The sequence below is a fragment of the Mycobacterium sp. 94-17 genome, from assembly GCF_035617725.1.
GTDB lineage: Bacteria > Actinomycetota > Actinomycetes > Mycobacteriales > Mycobacteriaceae > Mycobacterium.
In genome coordinates this window covers 1-25306 of record NZ_JAPIYN010000001.1, presented here as the reverse complement: position 1 = coordinate 25306, position 25306 = coordinate 1, and the positions used below count along the sequence as shown (strand labels likewise).

The window sequence follows — 25306 nt, the reverse complement described above, 5'->3', positions numbered from 1 at the left end:
GTCCGGTGTGCCATTCTGTGCGAGTGTCCGCAGAGGGACCGCCTTCCGGGGTCGTGACGTTCCTGTTCACCGACGTCGAGGGGTCGACCCGTCGGTGGGAAGCCGACGCGGACGCGATGCGGGCCGCGCTGGTTGCCCATGACGAGGTGTTGCGTACAGCGATCGCGGCGCACGGCGGATTCCTTTTCAAGCACACCGGTGACGGTGTGTGCGCGGCATTCGGCTCGCCGAAGGCCGCGGTGGATGCGGCGGTGGCCGCGCAACTGGCGCTGGCGCTTCCGGTGCGAATGGGTGTGGCGACGGGCGAAGCCGAGCGCCGGGCGAGTGATTACTTCGGTGCAGTGCTCAACCGTGCCGCGCGGGTGATGGCGGCCGGGCACGGCGGGCAGATCCTGGTGGCCGAATCGACGGCCGGCCTGCTCAGCGGAGTCGACCTCGTCGACCTGGGTCCGCGACGGTTGCGGGACGTACCGATGCCGGTCGGGATCTTTCAGATGCAGGCACCCGGCCTGCGGACAGACTTTCCGCCGCTGCGGACGCTGGATTCCAGTCCAGGGAATCTGCGGTTGGCGACCAGCAGCTTCATCGGACGCGAGTCCGAGCTTGACGAGGTGCAGGCGACGGTCAGAGCGCACCGGGTTGTGACATTGACCGGTGTCGGAGGAGTCGGCAAAAGCCGGCTGGCGTTGGAGGCCGCGAGGCGCCTCGTCGACGAATTTCCGGACGGGATATGGGTTTTCGAGTTGGCCGCGGTCACCGATCCGGCGGCGGTTCCCGATGCGGTCGCGGCGGTGCTGGGCATTACCCAGCAACCCGGCAAGAGCATCAGCGAGTCGGTGGCTGCCGCGATGGAAGGCACGATCCGGTTGTTGGTGATCGACAACTGCGAACACGTGCGCGAGGCCGCGGCCGATCTCGTCGAGGCGATTTTGACGCAATCGGCGACCGTGCGGATCTTGGCAACCAGCCGCGAGGGACTGAGGGTCGCCGATGAGCAGGCCTGGCTGGTGCCCTCGCTGGACGTCGGCGCAGGCGCCGACTCTGCGGCGGTGGCCCTGTTCGTCGAACGCGCACGAGGCGAGGCCTCGCAGTTCTCCGCGGCCACGCCCGACGAGGCGGCCGCGGTGGTGGAGATCTGCCGCCGTCTCGACGGGATTCCCTTGGCCATCGAGTTGGCGGCCTCCCGCATGGCGTCGATGACCGCCGGCGAGGTACGGGATCGCCTCGACCAGCGGTTCCGTCTGCTCGTGGGTTCGCGACGGGCGCTGGAACGGCACCACACCCTGCGCCACGCCGTCGCCTGGTCATTCGAGCTTCTCGACAACGCGGAAAAGGCGCTGCTGGAACACTGTTCGGTGTTCGCCGGTGGATTCGACCTGCAAAGCGCTTGCGCGGTGGCAGGATTCGACGAAGCAGACGACCTTGCCGTCCTCGACCTGCTCGACGCGTTGGTGCGCAAATCGCTGCTGAACGCCGATCGGTCAGCGGGGCGCACCCGGTATTCGATGCTGGAGACCATCCGGCAGTTCGCCGAGGAACAACTCGTCGCCCGTGGCGACGCAGCCGAGATTCGGGCCACCCACTCGCGATACTTCGCCGGGCGCGAAGCCGACATCATGGCGCTGTGGGACAGTCCCCGACAGCGTGAGGCCTACGACTGGTTCACCATCGAACTGGCCAACCTGCGAACGGCATTCCGCTGGGCTGCCGACCAAGGCGATCTCGATAGCGCTACGGCGGTCGCCTTCTATGCGACAGTGCTCGGCTTGCTGACCGAGCAGTACGAGCCCGCTGGGTGGGCCGAGGAGATCATCGAATCTGCACGAAGGTTGAAGCATCGGCGGCTCGCGCAGCTCTACGTCGTCGCCGCGCAGTGCCATGCGACGGGGCGGTCGGACGACGCCGTCGCTTATCTCGATGCCAGTCGCCAGTTGGCAAACAGCGACGATTTCGACGAGGTCCCCTACGAATTGCAGATCTCGACCGGAATTGTGTACAGCCATGCCGGTCTAAGCGAGCGATGGGCGCAGTTGTGCCGCAGTGCGATTGAACACGGGGCGGGTCCCCAAACGGTGACCCGCGGATCTCTGGTCATGGCGTTCTACTTCTTGGGTCAAGGCGATGAAGCCAGGGCGGCAGCGCAGGGCGTGCTGGCCGCTGCAGACGCCGCCTGCAATCCTTTCGTGGCGTCCTTCGCGATGCTGGCGTACGGCCTCGCCTATTACGATGCCGACCCAAGGGCGGCTCATGACGCCCTACGCCGATCTCTGATGATCTCTCAGGAGAGCGGCAACCGGCAGATGGAATCGGCGTCAGGGTCGACGATTTCTCTCGTTGCGGCTAACCAGCGCGATCCCATCGAGTGTTTCGAGACTCTGATGGCGTTGATAGGCCGCTATTACGACACCGGCAACACGGCGCTGATCAAGAACCCGCTGGCGATACTCGCCTTCCTACTGGACCGGCTCGCACACCACGAACCGGCCGCGATCATCAGCGGTTTCGCCGCGAGTTCATTTACCCGCGTAAGCTACCCGCAGCTCAACCCGACGATCTCGCACCTGCGCGATGTCCTGGGCGCCCAAACCTATGAGTCGCTCGCCCGCACGGGCGAGACCATGACCACCGCCGACATGGTGGCCTATGCATATGACCAAATCGACCGGGTCCAGGCAAAACTGAGCACTGCCTCGAACTAGACGACTTACGAAAGTCTCGAAAAGCCAATACTAGGTTCGCTATTCGGGCCGCAATGGGTTGACGGCGAACTGAATCACCCGGTACGGCGCGGCCACCCGGGCCCGGGTGTCCCACTGGCTGACGAAGATTCGCAGTTCGTCGAGCGTCGAGCCGGGAGAGATGTAACCGCCATACGGTTGGGCCAGCCGGTTGTCGTACGGCGGCGGCAGGCTCTCGGCCGGCTCCGGCCACTCGTCGTGCTGCACCACCGTGGTGACCGGGGCGTCGCCCAGCGACGTCGGGTCGTTGGCCACCCGAACCTCCATGTTGCCGGTGACGGCGTTGAAGTAGGACAGCACCGCCTTGCCGTCGATCTGCCGGATGCACATCTCGCCCACCGCGTCCGGCCACAGCGGCGTCGGCGGCTTACCCCAGCCCCCGCCCGGGCCCGCCGCCCAACCCAGCCAGCGGGACCGGTCGGTGAACGTCTGCGGCGTGGCCCGATACAGCAGCACCGGATCCCTGCGGGTGAAGCTGTCGGCGACGATGTAGACCCAGCCGCCGGGCGAATCCGGAGTGGGAATCGGGTCGTAGTAGCCGCTGATCTGCGTCTGCGAGCCGCCCTGGTAGGACGCGGGCCGCTTGGACCCCGGGATCGTCTGCCAGCCCGCGCGCGCCGGTTCGGCGGCCACCAGCCGGGAGGTTTGCGGCTCGAGGTTTCTCGTCGTCGTCACCATCAGGTAGTTGCGGCGGTTGATCTGCACCACCCCGGCGGGCAGCTGCGAGGCTCCCGGCGGGGCGGCGTCGGCCAGCAGCGGATTGCTGATACCGGTCACCCCGAGGTAGCGCACCCCGCCGGGGTCGTCGACGGACGAAGTGTCGACACGCAACGCGACGGGTGCGTACCACCCACCGAACCCGACGCCCTGACCGGCGAAGCTGTCGCCGCACACCTGGAGCAGTTCGGCGGGAAACTCGACGAACTCACACAGGTCCGTCGCGCCGATGCCGTAATCCCCGGTCGCAGTGCCGGTTCCGGCGGTGGGACCGATGCGCACCACCTGACCGGGCGCCAGCGGCCCCAGCACCGGCTCGGGCGCCGGCGCTGCCGGGTCGGCGTGCGCGGAACTCCAAACCCATTGCGGCACAACCAAACACATCGCCGACACGGCGAACAGTGAGCACCGCGTGGCCAAGCGGATGCGGGTGGTGCTCACCCGCATGTCACCGCTGGGCGGCCAGCAGCTCGGCGATCTGGATGGTGTTCAGCGCCGCCCCCTTGCGCAGGTTGTCACCGGAGACGAACAACGCCAGGCCGCGGCCGTCAGCCACCCCGGGGTCGTGCCGGATCCGGCCGACCAGGGACTCGTCGACGCCGGCAGCCGCCAGCGGCGTGGGCACGTCGACCACCTTGACGCCCGGCGCCGCCTCGAGCAGCTCGCGGGCCCGCCCGGGTGACAGCGGTTCCGCGAATTCGGCGTTGATCGACAGCGAGTGCCCGGTGAACACCGGCACGCGCACGCAGGTGCCGCTGACGGCCAGGTCCGGGATGCCGAGAATCTTGCGGCTCTCGTGGCGCAGCTTCTGGTCCTCGTCGGTCTCACCCGAGTCGTCGTCCACCAGCGACCCGGCCAGCGGCACCACGTTGAAGGCGATCGGCGCCACGTAGGTCTTGGGCGCCGGGAATCCCACCGCGCCACCGTCCTGCACCAGCTGCTCGGCGTCGTCGATGACCGCGCGCGCCTGCGTGGCCAGCTCCTCGACGCCGGCGATCCCGCTGCCGGATACCGCCTGATAGCTGGACACCACCAGGCGGACCAGCCGGGCTTCGTCGTGCAACACCTTGAGCACCGGCATCGCGGCCATCGTGGTGCAGTTCGGGTTGGCGATGATGCCCTTCGGCCGGTTGCCCGCGTCCCGGGCGAAGTTGACCTCCGACACCACCAGCGGAACTTCCGGGTCCTTGCGCCAGGCCGACGAGTTGTCGATCACCGTAACCCCGGCCGCCGCGAACCGCGGCGCCTGCACCAGCGACATCGCCTTGCCGGCGGAGAACAACGCGATGTCCAGGCCGCTCGGATCGGCCGTCGCGGCGTCTTCGACCTCGATCTCCTGCCCGCGGAATTCCAGCTTGCGGCCCTGTGAGCGCGCCGACGCGAAGAACCGCACCGACCCCCCACCATCGCGAGCGGGGAAGTCCCGCTCGTCGAGCAACCTGCGCATCACCTGGCCGACCTGGCCGGTGGCGCCTACCACTCCAATGGCGACCATCTATCTACCCGTCCCGGCATACACCGTGGCCGTCTCCTCGCCGCCGAGCCCGAACGCCTCGTGCAACGCCACGACGGCCTTGTCCAGCTCGGTGTCGCGGCACAGCACCGAGATGCGAATCTCGGAGGTGGAGATCAGCTCGATGTTCACGCCCACCTCGGCCAGTGCCTCACAGAAGGTGGCGGTGACGCCCGGATGGCTGCGCATGCCCGCCCCGACCAGCGACACCTTGCCGACGTGGTCGTCGTAGAGCAGCTGGCTGAACCCGATCTCGCCCTTGAGCGCGTCCAGCTTGGCGACCGCGGTGGGCCCGCTGTCGCGGGAGCAGGTGAAGGTGATGTCGGTCTTGCCGTCCTCGATCTTGGAGACGTTCTGCAACACCATGTCGATGTTCACGTCGGCATCGGCCAGCGCCCGGAAGACGCGGGCGGCGTATCCGGGGATGTCGGGGATGGCGACGACGGTCACCTTGGCCTCGCTGCGGTCGTGCGCGACTCCGGTCAGGATGGGGTCTTCCATGGCTATGTCCTTGATCGATCCGACGACGACGGTGCCCGGGTTTTCCGAATACGAGGACCGGACGTGCACCGGAATGTTGTAGCGGCGCGCATATTCCACGCAGCGCAGCATCAGAACCTTGGCGCCGCAAGCCGCCATCTCGAGCATCTCTTCGAAGGTGACCGTGTCCAGCTTGCGGGCGTCGTGCACGATCCTGGGGTCGGCGCTGAAGATGCCGTCGACATCGGTGTAGATCTCGCAGACGTCGGCGCTCAGCGCCGCGGCCAGGGCCACCGCCGTGGTGTCAGAGCCGCCTCGGCCCAGCGTTGTCACATCACGGGTGTCCTGGCTGACACCCTGGAATCCGGCCACCAGCACCACCCGCCCCTCGTCGAGGGCGGCCTGCAGCCGGCCGGGCGTGACCTCGATGATCTTGGCGTTGCCGTGCGTGCCGGTGGTGATCACCCCGGCCTGCGACCCGGTGAACGAGCGCGCCTGCGCACCCAGCGATTCGATCGCCATTGCGACCAGGGCATTGGAGATGCGCTCACCCGCGGTCAGCAGCATGTCGAGCTCGCGCGGCGGCGGCGTCGGACACACCTGCTGGGCCAGATCCATCAGGTCGTCGGTGGTGTCACCCATCGCGGAGACGACGACCACGACGTCGTGGCCCTGCTTCTTGGTAGCGACGATGCGCTCGGCCACCCGCCGGATCCGGTCGGCGTCCGCCACTGAGGATCCGCCGTACTTCTGCACGACGAGCGCCACGCTATTCCCGCCTCTCCGGCCTGTGGGCATTTCGCATTTGGGGTTTAAGTCCACAACAGAATACGTGCCGCCGCACGGTGATTTACGTCGCGATACCACCCTCCCCGGCCTGCGCATTCGCCGCGGTTTTTGCCGGGGCGCCAAAAGCGGTAAAGTTGCCGACGTGCAGCGGGTGCTCCTCCTCGGACGCCGCGACGGGGTCTGATCCAGACCGGCTTCCCGTCGCGGGTGTTCGCGATGCGCCGGTCTGAAGTTCCCTTCTGAAACCCCGGAGCAATATCGTGACTTCTCATCCCGACGCATTCAGCTCGACCCGAACCATCGTCCAGCCGGCAGGCCCCAAGGCGCCCGGGCAGCCCGCATGGAACCCGCAGCGGGGCTCGTCGATGCCGGTCAACCGCTACCGCCCCTTCGCCGACGAGGTCGAGCCCATCCGGCTGTCCGACCGCAGTTGGCCCGACCGCGTCATCGACACGGCACCGCTGTGGTGCGCGGTGGACCTGCGCGACGGCAACCAGGCACTGATCGACCCGATGAGCCCGGCGCGTAAGCGCCGCATGTTCGATCTGCTGGTTCGCATGGGCTACAAGGAAATCGAAGTGGGCTTCCCGTCGGCCAGCCAGACCGACTTCGACTTCGTCCGCGAGATCATCACCGAGGGAGCGATTCCCGACGACGTCACCATCCAGGTGCTGACCCAGTGCCGGCCCGAACTGATCGAGCGCACCTTCGAGGCGTGCGACGGTGCACCGCAGGCCATCGTGCACTTCTACAACTCGACGTCAATCCTGCAGCGCCGCGTGGTGTTTCGGGCCGACCGGGCCGCGGTGCAGGCGATCGCCACCGACGGCGCGCGCAAGTGCGTCGAGGAGGCCGCCAAATACCCGGGCACCCGGTGGCGGTTCGAGTACTCCCCCGAGTCCTACACCGGCACCGAGCTGGAGTACGCGCGTGACGTGTGCGACGCGGTCGGCAATGTGATCAAGCCATCGCCCGACTCGCCGATCATCTTCAACCTGCCGGCCACCGTGGAGATGGCCACGCCCAACGTGTACGCCGACTCGATCGAATGGATGAGCCGCAACCTGGCCCGTCGCGACTCGGTCATCTTGAGCCTGCATCCGCACAACGACCGCGGAACCGCCGTCGCCGCAGCGGAATTGGGCTATCAGGCCGGCGCCGACCGCATCGAGGGCTGCCTGTTCGGCAACGGCGAGCGCACCGGCAACGTCTGCCTCGTGACGCTGGGGCTGAACCTGTTCTCCCGCGGTGTGGACCCGCAGATCGACTTCTCCAACATCGACGAGATCCGGCGCACGGTCGAGTACTGCAACCAGCTGCCGGTGCACGAACGCCATCCCTACGGCGGCGACCTGGTGTACACCGCGTTCTCCGGCAGCCACCAGGACGCCATCAACAAGGGCCTGGACCAGATGAAGGTCGACGCGGACGCCGCGGACTCCGACGTCGAGGACATGCTCTGGCAGGTGCCGTATCTGCCGATCGACCCCAAGGACGTCGGCCGCACGTACGAGGCGGTGATCCGGGTCAACTCTCAGTCCGGCAAGGGCGGGGTGGCCTACATCATGAAGGCCGACCACGGCCTGGCCCTGCCGCGGCGGCTGCAGATCGAGTTCTCCCAGGCGGTGCAGAAGATCAGTGAGGGGGAGGGCGGCGAGGTCAGCCCGAAGGAGATGTGGGACGCCTTCGCCGACGAGTACCTGGCCCCCGTGCTGCCGCTGGAGCGGGTGAAGCAGCGTGTCGACGCATCCGAAGAAGACAACGGCGTTACCCGCATCACCGCCACAGTCAAGATCAACGGGGTGGAGACCGAGATCAGCGGGGAGGGCAACGGGCCGCTGGCCGCGTTCGTCGACGCGCTGGGCAAAGTCGGATTCGACGTGGCCGTGCTGGACTACTCCGAGCACGCGATGAGCGGCGGCGAGGACGCACAGGCCGCCGCGTATGTCGAGGCGTCGGTGTCGATCGCGAGCGCGGTGCAGCCGGGCGAAGCGGGTCGGCACCCATCAGACCCGGTAGCGGGAAAGACGGTGTGGGGTGTGGGCATCGCGCCGTCCATCACCACGGCGTCGCTGCGCGCCGTCGTCTCGGCGATCAACCGGGCCGCGCGCGGCTGATCAGAACAGCGCCAGCTGCTGGTCCAGCATGCCGGCGTCGGTGAATTCGTCCATGCTGGTTCCGCCGATGACCGCGCCGACGGAGTCCATGAACTGCGCGTCGGAGATCACCGGCACCCCCAGTTGCCGGGCGTGATAGCCCTTGCCCTGCTCGGCCGCGGGATCGTTGCACACCACCAGCGAGGTGTCGCGGTCGACGACGTCGGTGTAGGCCAGGCCGGCGTGCAAGATCCGCTCCACGAGTTCCTCGTGGGTGCGGCCGACTTCGGCCGCCAGGGCCACCCGCATGCCCTGTACGAGCGGTCGGCCGCCCACGTAGGGGCCGGGGTTGAGGTAGGGGCAGGGCATCCGGGACGCCAGCACCTTCAGCGGTCGCAGTTCGTCATGGGTGATCCGGCCGTTCGGCCAGCGGCGCCGCGTCACCGGATGTATCGGCAACCAGATGTCGCGTTCGCGGGCCAGCTCGAGCGCCGAAGCCAGCACGCCGGTCAGCACCATCGCGTCGTCGAAGGCATCGTGCGGCCGCTCCTGGGTGACCCCCCAGTGCGCGGCGAGCGTCTCCAACCGCAGATTGTCGATGCCGAGGTCCAGCCGCCGGGCCAGCTCGACGGTGCACATGACGCTGTCGACGGGTAGTTCGGTCTCGGCCAGTTCGGCCTCCGCGGCAAGAAACGCGTAGTCGAACGCGACGTTGTGGGCCACCAAGGTGCGGCCGCGCAGCACCTCGGCCACGTCGCCGACGATATCGGCGAACTGGGGCTGGTCTTCGAGCATCGCGGGTGTCAGGCCGTGCACGTGGGTGGGACCCGGGTCCACACCCGGGTTGAGCAGGCTCACCATCGAGTGTTCGACGTTGCCGCCGGCGTCCAGACCTAGCGCCGCAACGCTGATGATCCGCGCCTGACCCGGCCTGAAGCCCGAGGTCTCGACGTCGACGACGGCCCAGCCCGCGTCCGGCTCACTGGCAGGCCGGCCCCAGCACACCCCGCTCATGACCCGAGGATGGCACGGCGGACCGACATCGCCCGCTCGCTGCGCGCCGTGTCGGCGCACATTTAAACTTCCCGGATGGTTACCACCCGTGCACGTCTGGCCCTCGCCGCGGGAGCGAGCGCGCGCTGGGCGTCGCGGGTGACCGGACGCGGGGCCGGGGCGATGATCGGCGGCCTGATCGCGATGACGCTGGACCCCTCGGTTCTCCGGCAACTCGGCGCCGGCCGGCGCACCGTCATCGTCACCGGCACCAACGGCAAGTCCACCACCACGAGGATGACGGCGGCCGCGCTGGCGACGCTGGGCGCGGTGGCCACCAACGCCGAGGGCGCCAACATGGACGCCGGCCTGGTCGCGGCGCTGGCCGGCAAGCGCGATGCGCCGCTGTCGGCCCTCGAAGTCGACGAAATGCACGTCCCGCACGTTTCCGACGCCGTCGAGCCCAGCGTCGTCGTGCTGCTGAACCTGTCGCGCGACCAGCTGGACCGGGTCGGCGAGATCAACGTCATCGAGCGGACCCTGCGCGCGGGCCTGGCCCGGCACCCCGGCGCGGTCGTCGTGGCCAACTGCGACGACGTGCTGATGACCTCGGCGGCCTACGACAGCCTCAATGTGGTGTGGGTGGCCGCCGGCGGTTCGTGGTCGAACGACTCGGTCAGCTGCCCGCGCAGCGGCGAGGTCATCGTCCGCGACCGCGGCCACTGGTATTCCACGGGTGCGGACTTCAAACGGCCCAGCCCGCAATGGTGGTTCGACGACGACACCCTCTACGGGCCCGACGGGCTGACACTGCCGATGCGGCTGGCGCTGCCCGGCGCGGTCAACCGCGGCAACGCCGCCCAGGCCGTCGCCGCCGCGGTCGCGTTGGGTGCGGATCCGGCGGCGGCGGTGGCGGCCGTCTCGGCGGTCGACGAGGTCGCGGGGCGCTACCGGACCGTCCGCGTCGGCGCGCACGAGGTGCGCATGCTGCTGGCCAAGAATCCGGCCGGCTGGCAGGAGGCGCTGTCGATGGTCGACAAGCAGGCCGCCGGGGTGGTCATCTCCGTCAACGGGCAGGTGCCCGACGGGGAAGACCTGTCGTGGCTGTGGGACGTGCGGTTCGAGCATTTCGAGCAGACCCGGGTGGTCGCTGCCGGCGAACGCGGCACGGACCTGGCGGTGCGGCTCGGGTACGCGGGCGTCGAGCACACCCTGGTGCACGACACCGTCGCGGCGATCGAGTCATGCCCGCCCGGGCGGGTGGAGGTCGTCGCCAACTACACCGCGTTCCTGCAGTTGAATCGGCGATTGGCGCGCCACCATGGCTGACTCGGTGGTGCGGATCGGGTTGGTGCTGCCCGACGTGATGGGAACCTACGGCGACGGCGGCAATGCCCTGGTGCTGCGGCAGCGACTCCGGCTGCGCGGCATCCCCGCCGAGATCGTCGAGATCACGCTGGCCGACCCGGTGCCCGAGTCGTTGGACCTCTACACGCTGGGCGGGGCCGAGGACTACGCGCAGCGCCTGGCCACCCGGCACCTGATCAAACACCCGGGCCTGCAGCGCGCCGCGGAGCGGGGCGCGCCGGTGCTGGCGATCTGCGCGGCCGTTCAGGTGCTGGGGCACTGGTATGAGACGTCGGCCGGGGAACGCGTCGACGGCGTGGGCATGCTGGATGCGACGACGTCGCCGCAGGAGGCGCGCACCATCGGCGAGCTGGTGACCAAGCCCCTGCCGGCGGGCTTGACCGACCGGCTCACCGGTTTCGAGAACCACCGCGGCGGCACCGTGCTGGGGCCGGCGGCGTCGCCGCTGGGCGCGGTGGTCAAGGGCGCGGGCAACCGGCGCGACCCCTCCGGAGACGGCGTCGACGGCGCGGTGCAGGGCAGCGTGATCGCGACCTACATGCACGGGCCGTGCCTGGCCCGCAACCCGCAACTGGCCGACCTGCTGCTGGGCGCGGTGGTCGGCGAGCTAGCGCCGCTGCCGATGCCGGAAGTGGACTTGCTGCGCCGCGAACGGCTGGCGGCGCGTTAGGGCAGGCCGCCGCGCCTCAGACCATGGCCCGGCGGCCGGCCAGCGCGCGACCGAGCGTCAGTTCGTCGGCGAACTCCAGGTCGCCACCCATCGGCAGCCCCGACGCGATCCGGGTCACGGTCAGGCCGGGGATGTCGCGCAGCATCCGCACCAGGTAGGTGGCCGTCGCCTCGCCCTCGGTGTTCGGGTCGGTGGCGATGATCACCTCGGTGATGTCGACGTCGTCGACTCGCTCCCCGATCCGGCTCAGCAGCTCACGAATCCGCAGCTGCTCGGGACCGATCCCGGACAGCGGATCCAGCGCGCCGCCCAGCACGTGATAGCGACCGCGGAATTCGCGGGTGCGCTCGACGGCCTGGATGTCCTTGGGCTCCTCGACCACACACACCTGCGAGCCGTCGCGACGGGGATCCGAGCAGATCCGGCAGCGCTCGTTGTCGGACACGTTGCCGCAGACCGCACAGAAGCGCACCCCGTCGCGGACCGTCGCCAGCACCGCTGTCAGCCGGTCGATATCCGGCGGTTCCACCGACAGCAGGTGGAAGGCGATGCGCTGGGCGCTCTTGGGTCCGATGCCCGGCAGCTTGCCGAGCTCGTCGATCAGATCCTGGACGGGTCCTTCGAACATGTCGGTCGCGGAGTCTAAAGCCCCGGAGCCGGCGCGGGCGGCTGCCCCGGCGGCGCGGGCGGTTGCCCCGGCGGCGCGCCGAAGCCGCCGGCCAGCGACCCCAGCCGTTCCTGGGCCATGCGGGTGACCTGCTTGGAAGCGTCGACCATGGCGCCGACGATCAGGTCCTGCAGGGTCTCGACGTCCGAAGGGTCGACGACGGACGGGTCGATCTTCACCGCGACCACCTCGCCGCTGCCCTTGACGACGACCTCGACCAACCCGCCACCGGCCCGACCATGCACCTCAGCGTTCGCCAGTTGTTGCTGAGCTTCCATGAGCCTCTGCTGCATCTGCTGCGCCTGGGCCAGCAGCGCCGACATGTCGCCTCCGGGTTGCATGACGATCCCTTCGCACCTTGGTCTCGACTTGGTTTCGCTCGTGAGTCTCCGGCGATTCGAAACCTCAAGCGTAGACCGCGCGGCGTTAGCTTTGCGCCGTGGACCTACGACTGAGCAGGCGTGTCGGCTTCAGGACGATCATCTGCATGATTGTTGCTGCGTCGGCCATCATCATCCCGAATGCCGTGGCCGCCCCTTCCAACATCGCCGGCATGGTGGTTTTCATCGATCCGGGCCACAACGGCTCCAACGACGCCTCCATCAACCGCCAGGTGACCACCGGCCGTGGCGGCACCAAGGACTGTCAGACCAGCGGGACAGCGACCAACACCGGCTATATGGAACACACCTTCACCTGGGACACCGCGCTGCGCGTGCGCGCCGAGCTCAGCGCCCTGGGGGTGCGGACCGCGCTGTCCCGCGGCAACGACACCGGCCTGGGGCCGTGCGTCGACGAACGCGCCAACGCCGCAAACGCGCTGCGCCCGAACGCGGTCCTGTCCATCCACGCCGACGGCGGCCCGCCGTCGGGCCGGGGATTCCACGTCAACTACTCGGCCCCGCCGCTCAACCAGGTGCAGGCGGGTCCGTCGGTGCAGTACGCGCGGATCATGCGGGACCAGATGCAGGCGTCAGGGATCCCGCCGGCCAACTACATCGGCCAGAACGGCCTTTACGGTCGTTCGGACCTGACCGGCCTCAACCTGGCCCAGTACCCGTCGATCCTGGTCGAATGCGGCAACATGAAGAACCCCGCGGACTCCGCGCTGATGGAGTCGGCCGAGGGCCGGCAGAAATACGCCGACGCACTGGTCCGCGGGGTCGCGGGCTTCCTCGCCTCGCAGGGTCAGGCGCGCTGAGCGGGTAGTTGTTCCGCTCTCCCCTGCGAGCGGATCGCATGCGCGCGGCCAGATCGGACGTGCACCATGTCAACGTTTGCCCCGCGCCGGGAAACGCTGAGGTCGTTCGTCGGCGCGATGTATGACCCGCGCTTCCGCAAGGTTGTGCTGCGCCTTCAGCGCCGGCGGTACCCGGTACGCGCCAAAGCATAGGGAAACACCTGATTCCCGCTCCACCATTCGCCCGTAGCGTCAAGCGCAGCGAGATGGCCGGGCTGCCGAGCGGGCGAGTGCCGCCGAAACGAAAATTTGGCGCTCACCCATAGCTAACATCAAGAAGTTTGCCCAAACCCCAGAGCGACACCGCTGGCGTCAACTAAGGTTTGTTGCACTTATGTCGACCAGTGCGTATGGAGCAACCGATGAGCATTCATTCGCCGACAAGAGCAACGGCAGGCTCGTTGTCCCGGTCCACACCCATAGGCGACATGGCCTGCGACCCATCTCCTCCGACGTTGCGGCCCACCGGTCGCGGCTTCCCGGAGAACCGGCTGACACCGCGTTTTTTGACTAAATCGGACCAAATTGGGCTGATATGTGGGTGCCGGTCTGGGCGTCTGGCACACGAGCCTTTTAAGCGGAGACAGTCGGCCGAAAGCTGACGATCGGGCGCTTCCCCTGGCACAACAAAAATCGGATATGAGGTTTGCACAGAAAACAGGTCTGACCGGTATGCAGTGGCAGCATGGCCTATTCACAAGAACCGAGGTAATAGTCCACCTTGGTTTGCTTCGTCCGGCATTCAGCAAATCTCTGCCCATGGCCGAACCACACACGCTTTATCGATTCGAGATGGACGGACAGCGTTCCCGAAAGACGATTGATTACCGGACCGTCGAGCTGGCTTCATGCGGCCTGATGGTCCGGCGGCATTCCGTTCGGGAAGCGCCCGAACCAGCATCATCGATCCAAACCGTGCCGATCCCATTCGCTCCCCCGCTGCTCAAATTCGCACTTCCGCGTACCTGGCGTGATGAATTCCGCCGGTTCTTATACCGCCGCCACGCAACCGGCGACATATTAGATGTACGGGTTCGTCCGTCGTTGGATCGCCGCTATCCGTTCCGCGATCGGCCAATTCGATTCGGCGTCATCACGACATCCAACACCCGAAATTTCGGCTCTCGCGACGTTCCCCGCAGGGGTGTTTGCTCCGCCAGACGGTTCCAACCAGCGAATCGAATTCAAAAACCCGTACTCCAGTACCGGATGAGAAGGCGGTGAGCAGCCGTGGAAAAAGCCGGGCACACCTCCATTGCTGTCATTGGCATGGCCTGTCGACTTCCCGGTGGCATCGATTCTCCCGAGCGCTTGTGGGAGACCCTGGTGCGCGGCGACAACCTGGTCACCGAGGTTCCACCCGACCGGTGGGACGCCGACGAGTACTACGACCCCCAGCCGGGGGTACCGGGGCGGTCGGTGTCCAAATGGGGCGCCTTCCTCGATGACGTCACAGGCTTCGATGCCGAATTCTTTGGCATCAACGAGCGTGAGGCCATCGCGATCGACCCGCAGCACCGGCTACTGCTGGAAACCTCGTGGGAGGCCATGGAGCATGCGGGTCTGACCCGGGAGACCATGACCGACTCGCTAACCGGGGTGTTCGTCGGCTTGACGCACGGCGACTATCAACTGCTTGCCGCCGACGCGCACGCCGTCGAGGGGCCGTACGGCTTCACCGGCAACAGCTTCAGCCTGGCGTCCGGGCGGATCGCGTATACCCTGGGCGTCCACGGTCCCGCGGTGACGGTGGACACCGCGTGTTCGTCTGGTCTGACCGCAGTGCACTTGGCGTGTCGCAGCCTCATAGATGGTGAAAGCGACCTTGCCCTGGCGGGTGGCGCCTCCGTGATGCTCGACCCGCGGAAGTTTGTCGCGGGGTCGGCGGAGGGCATGCTCTCTGCCACCGGGCGATGCCACGCGTTCGACGTCGCGGCGGACGGGTTCGTGTCCTCCGAAGGCTGCGTCGTGGTGTTACTCAAACGTTTGCCCGCCGCGCTGCGCGACGGTGATCGGGTTCTGGCCGTGATTCGCGGCACGTCCGCCAACCAAGACGGCCATACCGTGAACATCGCGACGCCCTCGGTGACGGCGCAGACCGCGGTGTACCGAGCGGCGTTAGACGCCGCGGGGATCGACGCCGGCAGCGTCGGCATGGTCGAGGCGCACGGCCCCGGCACTCCCGTGGGCGACCCGATCGAATACGCGAGCCTCGCAAAGGTTTACGGCGTCGAGGAACCCTGCGCGCTAGCCACGCTGAAGACCAATTTCGGGCATGCCCAGTCGGCATCGGGAGCACTGGGGCTGATGAAGACGATTCTGGCACTCCAGCACGGCATGGTTCCGCAGAATCTGCACTTCACCCGCCTGCCCGATGAGATGGCCCGTATCGACACCAAACTCTTTGTGCCACAACATCTGACACCGTGGCCAAGCAACGGTCGCGCTCCCCGGCGGGCGGCGGTTTCGTCGTATGGACTGTCGGGCACCAACGTCCATGCCATCGTCGAAGAAGCACCGGAGGAGAAGACGGAATTCTCCGCGCCCGGGAGCACTTCAGCGTCGCCGCCGCCACTGCTGTTTGCGCTGTCGTCCACCTCTGCCGACGAGTTGCGCCACACCGCCGCCCGGCTGGCTGACTGGGTGCAAGCACATGACGACGTGGCGTTGCCGGATCTGGCCTACACTCTGGCGCGCCGGCGTGCGCATCGCCCGGTTCGACTCGCCGTCGTTGCGAGCAGCCGGCTTGAACTCACCGAGGCGTTAGGCGAGGTCGCTGACGGCGATACTCCGTATGCGGCAGCCGTCGGACGAGACGACCGAGGTCCGGTATGGGTATTCTCCGGGCAGGGTTCGCAGTGGGATCGGATGGGAGCGCAGCTGCTGGGGGCCGAACCGGTGTTCGCGTCCACCGTCGCGGCGGCTGAGCCGCTGATCGCCCGCGAGTCTGGATTCTCGGTGACCGAGGCGATGACCGCGCCGCAGCTAGTGACCGGGATCGACCGGGTCCAGCCGACGCTGTTCACCATGCAGGTCGCGTTGGCCGCCACGATGAAGTCATACGGGGTGCGCCCGGGCGCGGTGATCGGGCATTCCCTGGGCGAGATCGCGGCCGCTGTCGTCGCGGGGGCGCTGTCGCTGGACGACGGGGTGCGTGTCATCTGCCGACGCTCGCGGCTGATGTCGAAAATCGCCGGCGCCGGTGCGATGGCATCAGTGGAATTAACTGCCCAGCAAGTACTTTCGGAGCTCAGGGCCCGCGGCGTCAACGATGTCGTGGTGGCCGTGGTGGCCGCGCCGCAGTCCACGGTGATCGGCGGCGCCACCCGGACGGTTCGCGAGCTGGTCGCGGCCTGGGAGCAGCGTGATGTGATGGCCCGCGAGATCGCCGTTGACGTCGCCTCGCATTCGCCCCAAGTCGATCCGATCCTCGACGAGCTGACCGACGCTCTTTCACAGCTGCATCCGATGACGCCTGACGTCCCCTTCTATTCGGCGACCCTGTACGACCCCCACGAGGAGCCGGTATGCGATGCCGGGTATTGGGTGGACAATCTGCGCAACATGGTGCGGTTCGCTCCGGCGGTGCGGGCCGCGCTGGAGGACGGCTATCGGGTCTTTGCCGAGCTGGCGCCACACCCGCTGCTCACCCACGCCGTCGAGCAGAACGCCGGCAACCTCGACATGCCGGTGGCAGCTTTGGCCGCGATGCGCCGCGAACAGGAACTGCCGCACGGGCTGCGGGGCTTCGTGGCCGATCTGCACAGTGCGGGCGCCGCTCTCGATTTCTCGGCGCTCTGCCCGACTGGGCGGCTGGTGGACGCACCGCTGCCAACCTGGACCCACCGTCGCATGTGGTTGGACCGCGACGGTCACGACTCCCCACAACATGGTGGTTGCACCGTTTCGGTGCATCCACTGCTGGGCCAGCACGTGCACTTGCGGGAGGAACCCGAACGCCACGTGTGGCAGGCCGACATCGGCACCGCCGCCCAGCCCTGGCTCGGCGATCACCAGATCCGCAACGTGGCCGTACTTCCGGGCGCGGGATATTGCGAGATGGCGCTGGCGGCCGCGCGTGCCGCGTTGGGCGAGGCGTGTGAGGTCCGTGACATCCGCTTCGAGCAGGCGCTGCTGCTCGATGAACAGACCGCGATCGTCGCCTCGGCGTCATTGTCGTCGCCGGGCGTCGTCGACTTCACCGTGGAAACCAGTCAGGGCGGCGAGCAAGTGCGCCAAGCCCGCGCGGTCCTGCGTGCCGCAAACGATGCGCAGCCACCAGCGCGCGACACGTCCGCACTACTTGCCGCACATCCACGAGGTCAGGACGGCGCGGAATTCCGCGAGCTCATGGGCCGGCGGGGTGTTCAGTACGGCGCGGCTTTCAGCGGTCTGGTCGCGGTGCACACCGGTGAGCGGGCAAGCGTGCTGGCCGAAGTCGCGGTCCCCCGCCAAATCCGCTCACAGCAAGATGCTTACGGCGTGCACCCGGCGCTGCTGGACGCCTGTTTTCAGTCCGTCGCGGCACATCCGGAGGTTCAGGCGCTCGACGACGATGCGCTGGGGTTGCCGTCGGGCATCCGTCGACTCCGCTCGTACGCCGCCGCCCGCAACGCGCGCTACTGCTACACGCGGGTTATCACAGCCGATCGGTCCGGGGTGGAGGCCGACCTCGAGGTGCTCGATGAGCACGGGACCGTCCTGCTCAGCGTTCAGGGCCTGCGCTTGGGTGCCGGCGTCTCGACGAACGCCCACCAAGATCGGATATTGGGCGAGCGGCTGCTGACCATCGAATGGCGGCAGCGTGAACTACCCGAGCTTGGACTCGTCGACGCCGGACGTTGGCTGTTGATCAGCACCACCAGCGGTGCCGACGTGCTGGCCGCCACGTTGACCGAAGCGCTGAAAAGCCATGGTGCGCAATGCACCAGCATGTACTGGCCGCTCAACGTCGAGGAGCCCTCGATCGGCGAGCGGCTTGATGGTCAGCTGCGCGCAGGTGGTCTCAGCGGTGTGGTGATCCTCGCGGGACCGCCATCCGGCGACGCTGAGGACCAGTCCCCGCGGGCGGGCCGAGACTATGTGCGGCACCTGGTGCGTATCGCCCGCGAATTCTCAGAACTACCCGGCGAGCCGCCCCGTGTCCATGTCATGACCCGCAACGCCCAGACGGTGCTGGCCGGGGACCGGCCGAATCTGGAGCAGGCGGGGTTGCGGGGTCTGATGCGGGTCATCGGAACCGAGCAACCGCACCTACGGGCCACCCAGATCGACGTGGGCGACGACACCGACACCGAGCAGCTTGCGCGGCAATTGCTCGGCGGCTCGGAGGAGGACGAGACCGCCTGGCGAAATGGACAGTGGTACGCAGCGCGGCTGTGCCCCACCGCGTTGCGCCCCGAGGAGCGACGCACCACCCTAGTGGACCATGAGCGCGACGGGATGAGCCTGAACATCCGCACGCCCGGCGACCTGGAATCGATGGAATTGGTTGCGCGCGAACGAGTTGCACCCGGACCGGGACAAATCGAGGTTGCAGTAACCGCATCTGCCATCAACTTCGCCGATGTGCTCGTCGCGTTCGGTCGCTATCCCAGCTTCGACGGGCGGCCGCAACAGGCCGGCACCGATTTCGCAGGCGTGGTGACCGCGGTGGGTCGCGACGTCACCGATCATCGAGTCGGGGACCGTGTCGGCGGTCTATCTGCAACGAGCTGTTGGGCCACCTACGTCACCTGTGCGGCCAACCTGGCTGTCGCACTGCCACCGGGATTGCCAGACGCCCAGGCGGCAGCGATGCCCACCCCGCACATCACCGCGTGGTACGGCCTGCGGAATCTCGCCCGGATCAAGGCGGGCGACAAGGTATTGATCCATTCCGGGACCGGGGGTGTGGGACAGGCGGCAATCGCCATCGCACGCGCCGCGGGCGCCGAGATCTTCGCCACCGCCGGCAGCGAGCAGCGTCGAGAACTGCTGCGTGACATGGGCATCGAGCACGTTTACGACTCACGCAGCACCGAGTTCGCCGAGCTGATCCGCCACGACACCGACGGCTACGGCGTTGACATTGTCCTCAACTCGGTTACCGGCGCCGCCCAGCGCGCCGGTGTCGAGCTACTGGCCGTCGGAGGCCGATTCATCGAGATCGGCAAGCGCGACATCTACGGCGATACCCGGTTGCGACTCTTCCCGTTCCGGCGCAACCTCGCGTTCTACAGCGTGGACTTGGCATTGCTGACCGTCAGCGACCCGGAAACCGTTCGGCACCTGCTGGCTACGGTGTACCTGCTCGTCGCGGACCGCGTACTGCCACCGCCGGAATGCACCCACCACCCGCTGGCCGACGCGGCCACCGCGATCCGAATGATGAGCGGCGCCCAGCACACCGGCAAACTCGTGCTCGACATCCCGCGGACAGGGCACAGCCGCGTGATAATCCCGCCCGCACAGGCGCGGGTCTTCCGCCGCGACGGCGCATACATCATCACCGGCGGGCTGGGTGGCCTAGGACTGCTTTTGGCCGAGAAGATGGCAGCGGGCGGCTGCGGACGTATCGTGCTGTCCTCGCGCTCGCAGCCAACTCCCGCGGCGCTGCAGACCATCGAGAGAATCCGCACGATCGGTGCCGACGTCGTGGTGGAGTGTGGTGACATCGCCGAAGCTGCGACGGCGCAGCGATTGGTCGCCACAGCTACCTCCACCGGGCTTGCAGTGCGCGGCGCGCTGCACCTCGCGGCAATAGTCGAGGACGCCACCCTGACCAATATCACTGATGATCTCATCGAGCGTGACTGGGCACCAAAGGTTTACGGTGCGTGGAACTTGCACATGGCCACCGCCGAGCAGCCGTTGGACTGGTTCTGCTTGTTCTCCTCGGCGGCCGCGCTGGTGGGGTCGCCGGGCCAGGGTGCCTACGCCGCGGCCAACAGCTGGCTGGATGCCTTCATCCGGTGGCGCCGGGCGCAGGGCCTGCCCGCCACCGCGATCGCATGGGGCGCCTGGGCCGAGGTCGGGCGCGCCACCGCCTTCGCAGCGGGCGCCGACCTTTCGATCGGTCCTGACGAAGGCGCCTACGCGTTCGACGCGCTGCTGCGCCACGACCGCGCCTATACCGGCTATGCACCGATCATGGGCGCGCCATGGCTGACGGCCTTCGCCCAGCACAGCCCCTTCGCTGAGGCGTTCCGATCTACCACCCAATCTCCCACGGGTACAAGCAAATTACGCGCCGAGCTCGAAGAGCTGCCCCTAGACGAGTGGCCCACCCGGCTGCGTCGCCTGGTAGCCGATCAGGTCAGCTTGATCCTGCGTCGCAGCGTCGACCCCGACCGGCCGCTCTCCGGTTACGGCGTCGACTCACTAGGCGTCCTCGAACTACGCACCCGCATCGAGACTGAAACGGGGATACGCATCTCGTCCACCGACATGACCACCATCACCATCCGCGGTTTGGCGGGGCTGCTTTGCGAAAAGCTGGCGCCCGCGGAAGCTGCTTGACATCGAGGGCGGTTTCGAATGGAGCTTGATGTCCAGGCACTTCCGCTGACGCGAGGACAGCTGGACATTTGGCTTGCACAGGAAACGGGTCGGGTTGGTACGGAGTGGCAGCTTGGCCTCTTTGTGAGAATCGAAGGCCCGGTAGAACGTAATCCTCTCGAGTGGGCGATCCGTCGAGTCATGCTAGAGGCCGAACCGGTCAGGGCCGCTTTCTTTGAGCAAAACGGCCGGGTTTTCCAGCGGGTGATCGATCATCCGGATGTCAAGCTTGCGTTCTACGATCTGACCGGCTCGGTCAATGCGGTGCAGGAAGCCCATGACATAGCATCGTCGATCCAACGCATGCCCATGCCGTTCACTGGTCCACTGTTCAAGTTCGCGTTATTTCAGACGGGACCCGATGAATTCTACTGGTTCACCTGCTGTCACCACATAGTCATCGACGCATCCGGTATCGCCCTGGTCGGCCACCATATTGCAACGATTTACTCTGCGATCGTCTCAGGCGCGCCCATGCCACCCGCCTTCTTCGGCTCGCTCGAGAACCTGATCCGCAGCGAGTCGGAATACGAAGCGTCGAGCGACTATTCAGAAGATCACGCCTATTGGGCTGAGAACCTGCCATCGGAATCCGGATCCGATCACGGCGTTCCCCAAGCTGCATGCCAGGGTGGTTCGGATCGAGCTGCTGCGCCGGTTCGACTGGACCCTGCGGTCCTTCGTCGAGTTCAAGAGTTGTCCGATCTCTGGAACATGCCTCAGTCCTCAGTCATCACTGCGGCGTGCGCATTGTTGCTGCGAGGTTGGTCTGGCGCGGGCGCCGAGGTGGTGCTCGACTTCCCGGTGAACAGGCGAGTCAGTCTGCAGTCCAAAACATTTCCAGGGATGGTCGCCGGCGTCGTTCCGCTGGTGATGAAAGTTCTACCTGACTCGACAATCGCCGATTTCTGCCAGCATGTCGATGCTCGGATACGGGAAGCGTTGCAACACCAGAGATTTCCGGTTCAATCCCTGGAGCGGAATGCACGTTTCCGCTCCACGCAGCAGCACGCCCAAAGGATGAGTGTCAACTTTCTTCCGTCTGCGTTCACCCTGGACTTCGGTGGCATCACGGCATCGGCGTCATATACGAATTCTGGCCTCGTCGGCTTCGGGTTGTTCTTCTCCGGTTTCGGTGACCAGATGCTGTTCGGCACAGAGGGCGCAGGCCAGCCATTTTGGAATTTTGACGTCGCCGATTTGGCGGGACAACTGACGCGGGTGTTGGTGGCGATGACCGCCGATCCTGGGCGGCGACTCTCGTCGATCGACGCCCTTGGTGCCAATGAACACGCGCGCTTGGACGACTGGGGCAACCGAGCTGTCCTGGCCCGACGCGCACCCGCGCCGGTGTCGATTCCTGCGCTGTTCGCCACGCAGGTGGCGCGCACCCCGGAGGCGGTGGCAATCTGCTGCGGCGGCCGGTGCACGACCTACCTGGAGCTTGATGAGTCCGCTAATCGGTTGGCACACCTGTTGGACGGCCACGGTGTGGGACCGGGACAACTCGTGCTGGTGCTGTTGTCGCGCTCTGCCGAGGCGATCGCCGCGATTCTGGCGGTGCTCAAAACGGGGGCGGCCTATGTGCCGCTAGATCCGGCGCTGCCGCCGGCACGGATCCAGTTCATAGTCGCCGACGCGGCGCCGGTCGCCGTCCTCACAACCGCGGGTCTGGCCGGTCGGCTGGACGGTTGTGATCGGCTGATCATCGATATCGAGGATCCCCGCATCGACACGCAGCCCAGCGCCCCAGTACAGGTGCCGGCCCCCGACGACATCGCCTATCTCATCTACACCTCGGGCACCACCGGTGTCCCGAAGGGTGTCGCGGTCACTCATCACAACGTGACACAGCTGCTGCAGTCGCTGAACTCGCGCCTGCCGGAACAAGTCTGGGCGCAGTGGCATTCGTTGGCCTTCGACGCCTCCGTTGAAGAGATCTGGAGTGCGCTGTTATTCGGGGGGCGGCTGGTGGTGGTGTCCGAGTCGGTGGCGGGATCACCGGAGGACTTCCATTCTTTGCTTGTCGGAGAACAGGTCGGCGTGTTGAGCCAAACGCCGTCGGCGCTGGCGACGCTGGCGCCCGAGGATTTGGGATCGGCGGCGCTACTGGTGGCCGGCGAGGCCTGCCCGGCCGAGATGGTGGATCGGTGGGCGCCGGGGCGGGTCATGATCAACGGCTACGGCCCGACCGAAACCACAGTGTGCGCGTCCAGGAGCGCGCCGCTGACAACCGGATCGGGTGCGCCGCCGATCGGCACACCCGTGTCGGGTGCGGCGTTGTTCGTCGTCGACGGGTGGTTGCGCCCGGTGCCCGTCGGGGTAGTCGGCGAGTTGTACATCGCCGGCCGCGGTGTGGCCGTTGGATATTGGCGGTCGGCCGGATTGAGCGCGTCGCGATTTGTCGCCTGTCCGTTCGGGCCAGCCGGGACGCGGATGTACCGCACCGGCGATCTGGTGCGGTGGGGCCGTGACGGACAGCTGCACTATCTCGGGCGCGCCGATGAACAAGTCAAAATCCGTGGTTTCCGCATCGAACTCGGCGACGTGTGCACCTCCCTCGCCGCGCTCGATGGCGTGCAGCGAGCCGCCGTTATCGCCCGCGAGGACCGCCCCGGAGACAAGCGCCTCGTTGGCTACATCACCGGGGCCGCCGACCCCGGTCAGCTGCGTACCGCCCTGGCCGAGCGTCTCCCCGCCTACATGGTTCCGGCGGCAATCGTGGTCCTCGACACACTGCCACTCACGGTCAACGGCAAACTCGACACGCGCGCCTTACCCGCCCCCGAGTATCGCGACACCGACCATTATCGGGCCCCCGCCACCGCCCTCGAAGAAATCCTGGCCGGCATCTACGCCCAAGTCCTCGGCATCGACCGCGTCGGCATCGACGACTCCTTCTTCGACCTTGGCGGCGACAGCATTTCGGCGATGCGCCTGATCGCCGCGATCAATACCGGTTTGGACGCCCACCTTGGGGTGCGCACCGTGTTCGAGGCGCCCACGATCGCGCGGCTGGCTCCCCGAATCGGGGATGGGAGTGGGCCGGAGTCGTTGGTTGTGGGGGAGCGGCCCGCCGTGATTCCACTGTCGTTCGCCCAATCCCGATTGTGGTTCGTCGACCAGTTGCAGGGACCGTCCCCGGTCTACAACATGGCGGTGGCGTTGCACCTGACCGGGCAACTAAATGCCGACGCGCTGGGTGCGGCACTAGCCGATGTGGTGGGCCGCCACGAAAGCCTGCGCACGCTGATTGTCGCCCCTGACGGCCTCCCGCAGCAGGTGGTCACTCCAGCCGACGAAGCTGATTTCGGTTGGCAGGTCATTGATGCCACCGCCTGGCCCGCGGACCGGCTGCATCAGGCCATTGAGGAAACCGCGCGTTACACCTTTGATCTGGCAACGGAAATTCCATTGCGGGCAATGCTTTTCCGCCTTGCCGAGGACGGTCACGTGCTGGTGGCCGCGATCCACCATATCGCCACGGATGGCTGGTCGATGGCCCCGCTGACCCGCGACCTGGCGACGGCGTACGCCAGCCGGCGTACCGGGCAGACCCCCGCCTGGGCGCCGCTGGCGGCGCAATATGTCGACTACACGCTGTGGCAGCGCGAACAGTTCGGTGATCTGCAGGATCCGGGCAGTCGTATCGGCGCACAACTGGCCTATTGGGAAGACACCCTGGCCGACATGCCCGAGCGTCTGCAGTTGCCCACCGATCGCCCCTATCCATTGGTGGCGGATCAGCTTGGTGCCACTGCGGCCGTGGAGTGGTCCGCACAGCTGCAGGCGCGGGTGCGCCAGGTCGCCGCTGAGCACAATGCGACGAGGTTCATGGTGGTCCAGGCTGCCCTGGCGGTGTTGCTGTCCAAGCTCAGCACGAGTTCCGACGTGGCGGTGGGGTTCCCGATCGCCGGGCGTGGTGACCCGGCGCTCGATGAGCTGGTCGGTTTTTTCGTCAACACCTTGGTGCTGCGTGTTGATCTGAGCGGGGATCCGACCGTTGCCGAGCTGCTGGCGCAGGTGCGCCAGCGCAGCCTGGCTGCCTACGAACACCAAGACGTGCCGTTCGAGGTGTTGGTGGATCGGCTCAACCCCGCCCGGTCCCTGGCCCATCACCCGCTGGTTCAGGTTGTGTTGGCGTGGCAGAACTTCGGCGGGCAGGACTTTGATCCCGCCGCCGCACTGGCATCGGGTGATCTGGAAGTCACCCAACTGCCGATAGAGACACGCACCGCGCGTATGGATTTGGCGTTTTCGCTGTCCGAGCGCTGGACCGACGCTGGTGAGCCCGCCGGGATTCACGGCACGGCGGAGTTTCGCACCGACGTCTTTGATCCAGCAGCCATCCACACGCTGATCTGCCGCTGGCAGCAGGCGTTGGTGGCTATGGCCGTCGACCCCACCCAACGGGTGTCATCGATCGATCTGCTCCAAGAGGCCGAGCACGCTCGGTTGGATGAGTTCGGTAATCGGGCGGTGTTGAGCCGGGCGGT

The 25306-nt window shown here is 67.0% G+C and carries 13 protein-coding genes; 7 read left to right on the top strand and 6 right to left on the bottom strand.

Translation table 11 applies throughout. The annotated features are described in order from the left end of the window. The first annotated feature begins 23 nt into the window (after positions 1-23). Positions 24-2699: an ATP-binding protein gene (locus OQ789_RS00065; protein WP_420716012.1), complete on the top strand. Its 2676-nt coding sequence runs from the start codon at positions 24-26 to the stop codon at positions 2697-2699. Positions 2700-2738: 39 nt separating this feature from the next. Here OQ789_RS00065 and OQ789_RS00060 read toward each other — a convergent pair whose 3' ends face one another. The 3 genes from OQ789_RS00060 to OQ789_RS00050 all read right to left on the bottom strand — a co-directional run bounded on the left by OQ789_RS00060 (position 2739) and on the right by OQ789_RS00050 (position 6216). Beyond that, positions 2739-3839, bottom strand: a complete 1101-nt coding sequence (locus OQ789_RS00060) for a DUF4185 domain-containing protein (RefSeq protein WP_324683318.1) — start codon at positions 3837-3839, stop codon at positions 2739-2741. 64 nt (positions 3840-3903) lie between these two features. Then, positions 3904-4950, bottom strand: coding sequence for an aspartate-semialdehyde dehydrogenase (locus OQ789_RS00055; protein ID WP_324682556.1), 1047 nt, complete (start codon positions 4948-4950; stop codon positions 3904-3906). After that, positions 4951-6216, bottom strand: coding sequence for an aspartate kinase (locus OQ789_RS00050; RefSeq protein WP_324682554.1), 1266 nt, complete (start codon positions 6214-6216; stop codon positions 4951-4953). 278 nt (positions 6217-6494) lie between these two features. On the opposite strand from OQ789_RS00050, the gene leuA reads away from it, so the two are divergent. Continuing rightward, positions 6495-8354 (top strand): 2-isopropylmalate synthase, encoded by a 1860-nt coding sequence (leuA, locus tag OQ789_RS00045; RefSeq protein ID WP_324683316.1) that lies wholly within the window; start codon positions 6495-6497, stop codon positions 8352-8354. Here leuA and OQ789_RS00040 read toward each other — a convergent pair whose 3' ends face one another. After that, the gene (locus OQ789_RS00040; protein WP_324682553.1) at positions 8355-9347 is read right to left on the bottom strand and encodes a DEDDh family exonuclease; all 993 of its coding nucleotides are present in this window, start codon (positions 9345-9347) and stop codon (positions 8355-8357) included. A 75-nt stretch (positions 9348-9422) separates the two neighbouring features. On the opposite strand from OQ789_RS00040, the gene OQ789_RS00035 reads away from it, so the two are divergent. Both OQ789_RS00035 and OQ789_RS00030 read left to right on the top strand, forming a co-directional pair. After that, positions 9423-10655 (top strand): Mur ligase family protein, encoded by a 1233-nt coding sequence (locus OQ789_RS00035; RefSeq protein ID WP_324682551.1) that lies wholly within the window; start codon positions 9423-9425, stop codon positions 10653-10655. A 4-nt stretch (positions 10656-10659) separates the two neighbouring features. Beyond that, positions 10660-11364: a glutamine amidotransferase gene (locus OQ789_RS00030; RefSeq protein ID WP_324683314.1), complete on the top strand. Its 705-nt coding sequence runs from the start codon at positions 10660-10662 to the stop codon at positions 11362-11364. A 16-nt stretch (positions 11365-11380) separates the two neighbouring features. On the opposite strand, the gene recR is transcribed toward OQ789_RS00030, so the two are convergent. After that, the gene (recR, locus tag OQ789_RS00025; protein ID WP_324682549.1) at positions 11381-11992 is read right to left on the bottom strand and encodes a recombination mediator RecR; all 612 of its coding nucleotides are present in this window, start codon (positions 11990-11992) and stop codon (positions 11381-11383) included. A 14-nt stretch (positions 11993-12006) separates the two neighbouring features. Beyond that, positions 12007-12372 (bottom strand): YbaB/EbfC family nucleoid-associated protein, encoded by a 366-nt coding sequence (locus OQ789_RS00020; protein ID WP_324682548.1) that lies wholly within the window; start codon positions 12370-12372, stop codon positions 12007-12009. A gap of 98 nt (positions 12373-12470) precedes the next feature. Between OQ789_RS00020 and OQ789_RS00015 the strand changes: the two genes are divergently transcribed. The 3 genes from OQ789_RS00015 to OQ789_RS00005 all read left to right on the top strand — a co-directional run. Continuing rightward, complete coding sequence (locus OQ789_RS00015; RefSeq protein WP_324682547.1) at positions 12471-13232, top strand: Rv3717 family N-acetylmuramoyl-L-alanine amidase; 762 nt, start codon at positions 12471-12473, stop codon at positions 13230-13232. A 1269-nt stretch (positions 13233-14501) separates the two neighbouring features. Further along, positions 14502-20771 carry a sulfolipid-1 biosynthesis phthioceranic/hydroxyphthioceranic acid synthase gene (pks2, locus tag OQ789_RS00010; RefSeq protein WP_324682546.1) on the top strand — a complete coding sequence of 2090 codons (6270 nt, stop codon included), beginning with the start codon at positions 14502-14504 and terminating at the stop codon, positions 20769-20771. A gap of 18 nt (positions 20772-20789) precedes the next feature. After that, positions 20790-25306: non-ribosomal peptide synthetase (locus OQ789_RS00005; RefSeq protein ID WP_324682545.1), on the top strand; the 4517-nt coding region annotated here is incomplete at its 3' end.

Bases quoted from the DNA above. Each gene is read 5' to 3' on its own strand.
- OQ789_RS00055 (WP_324682556.1), bottom strand. From the start codon at position 4,950: ATGGTCGCCATTGGAGTGGTAGGCGCCACCGGCCAGGTCGGCCAGGTG.
- OQ789_RS00020 (WP_324682548.1), bottom strand. From the start codon at position 12,372: ATGCAACCCGGAGGCGACATGTCGGCGCTGCTGGCCCAGGCGCAGCAG.
- OQ789_RS00035 (WP_324682551.1), top strand. From the start codon at position 9,423: ATGGTTACCACCCGTGCACGTCTGGCCCTCGCCGCGGGAGCGAGCGCG.
- recR (WP_324682549.1), bottom strand. From the start codon at position 11,992: ATGTTCGAAGGACCCGTCCAGGATCTGATCGACGAGCTCGGCAAGCTG.
- OQ789_RS00040 (WP_324682553.1), bottom strand. From the start codon at position 9,347: ATGAGCGGGGTGTGCTGGGGCCGGCCTGCCAGTGAGCCGGACGCGGGC.
- OQ789_RS00060 (WP_324683318.1), bottom strand. From the start codon at position 3,839: ATGTGTTTGGTTGTGCCGCAATGGGTTTGGAGTTCCGCGCACGCCGAC.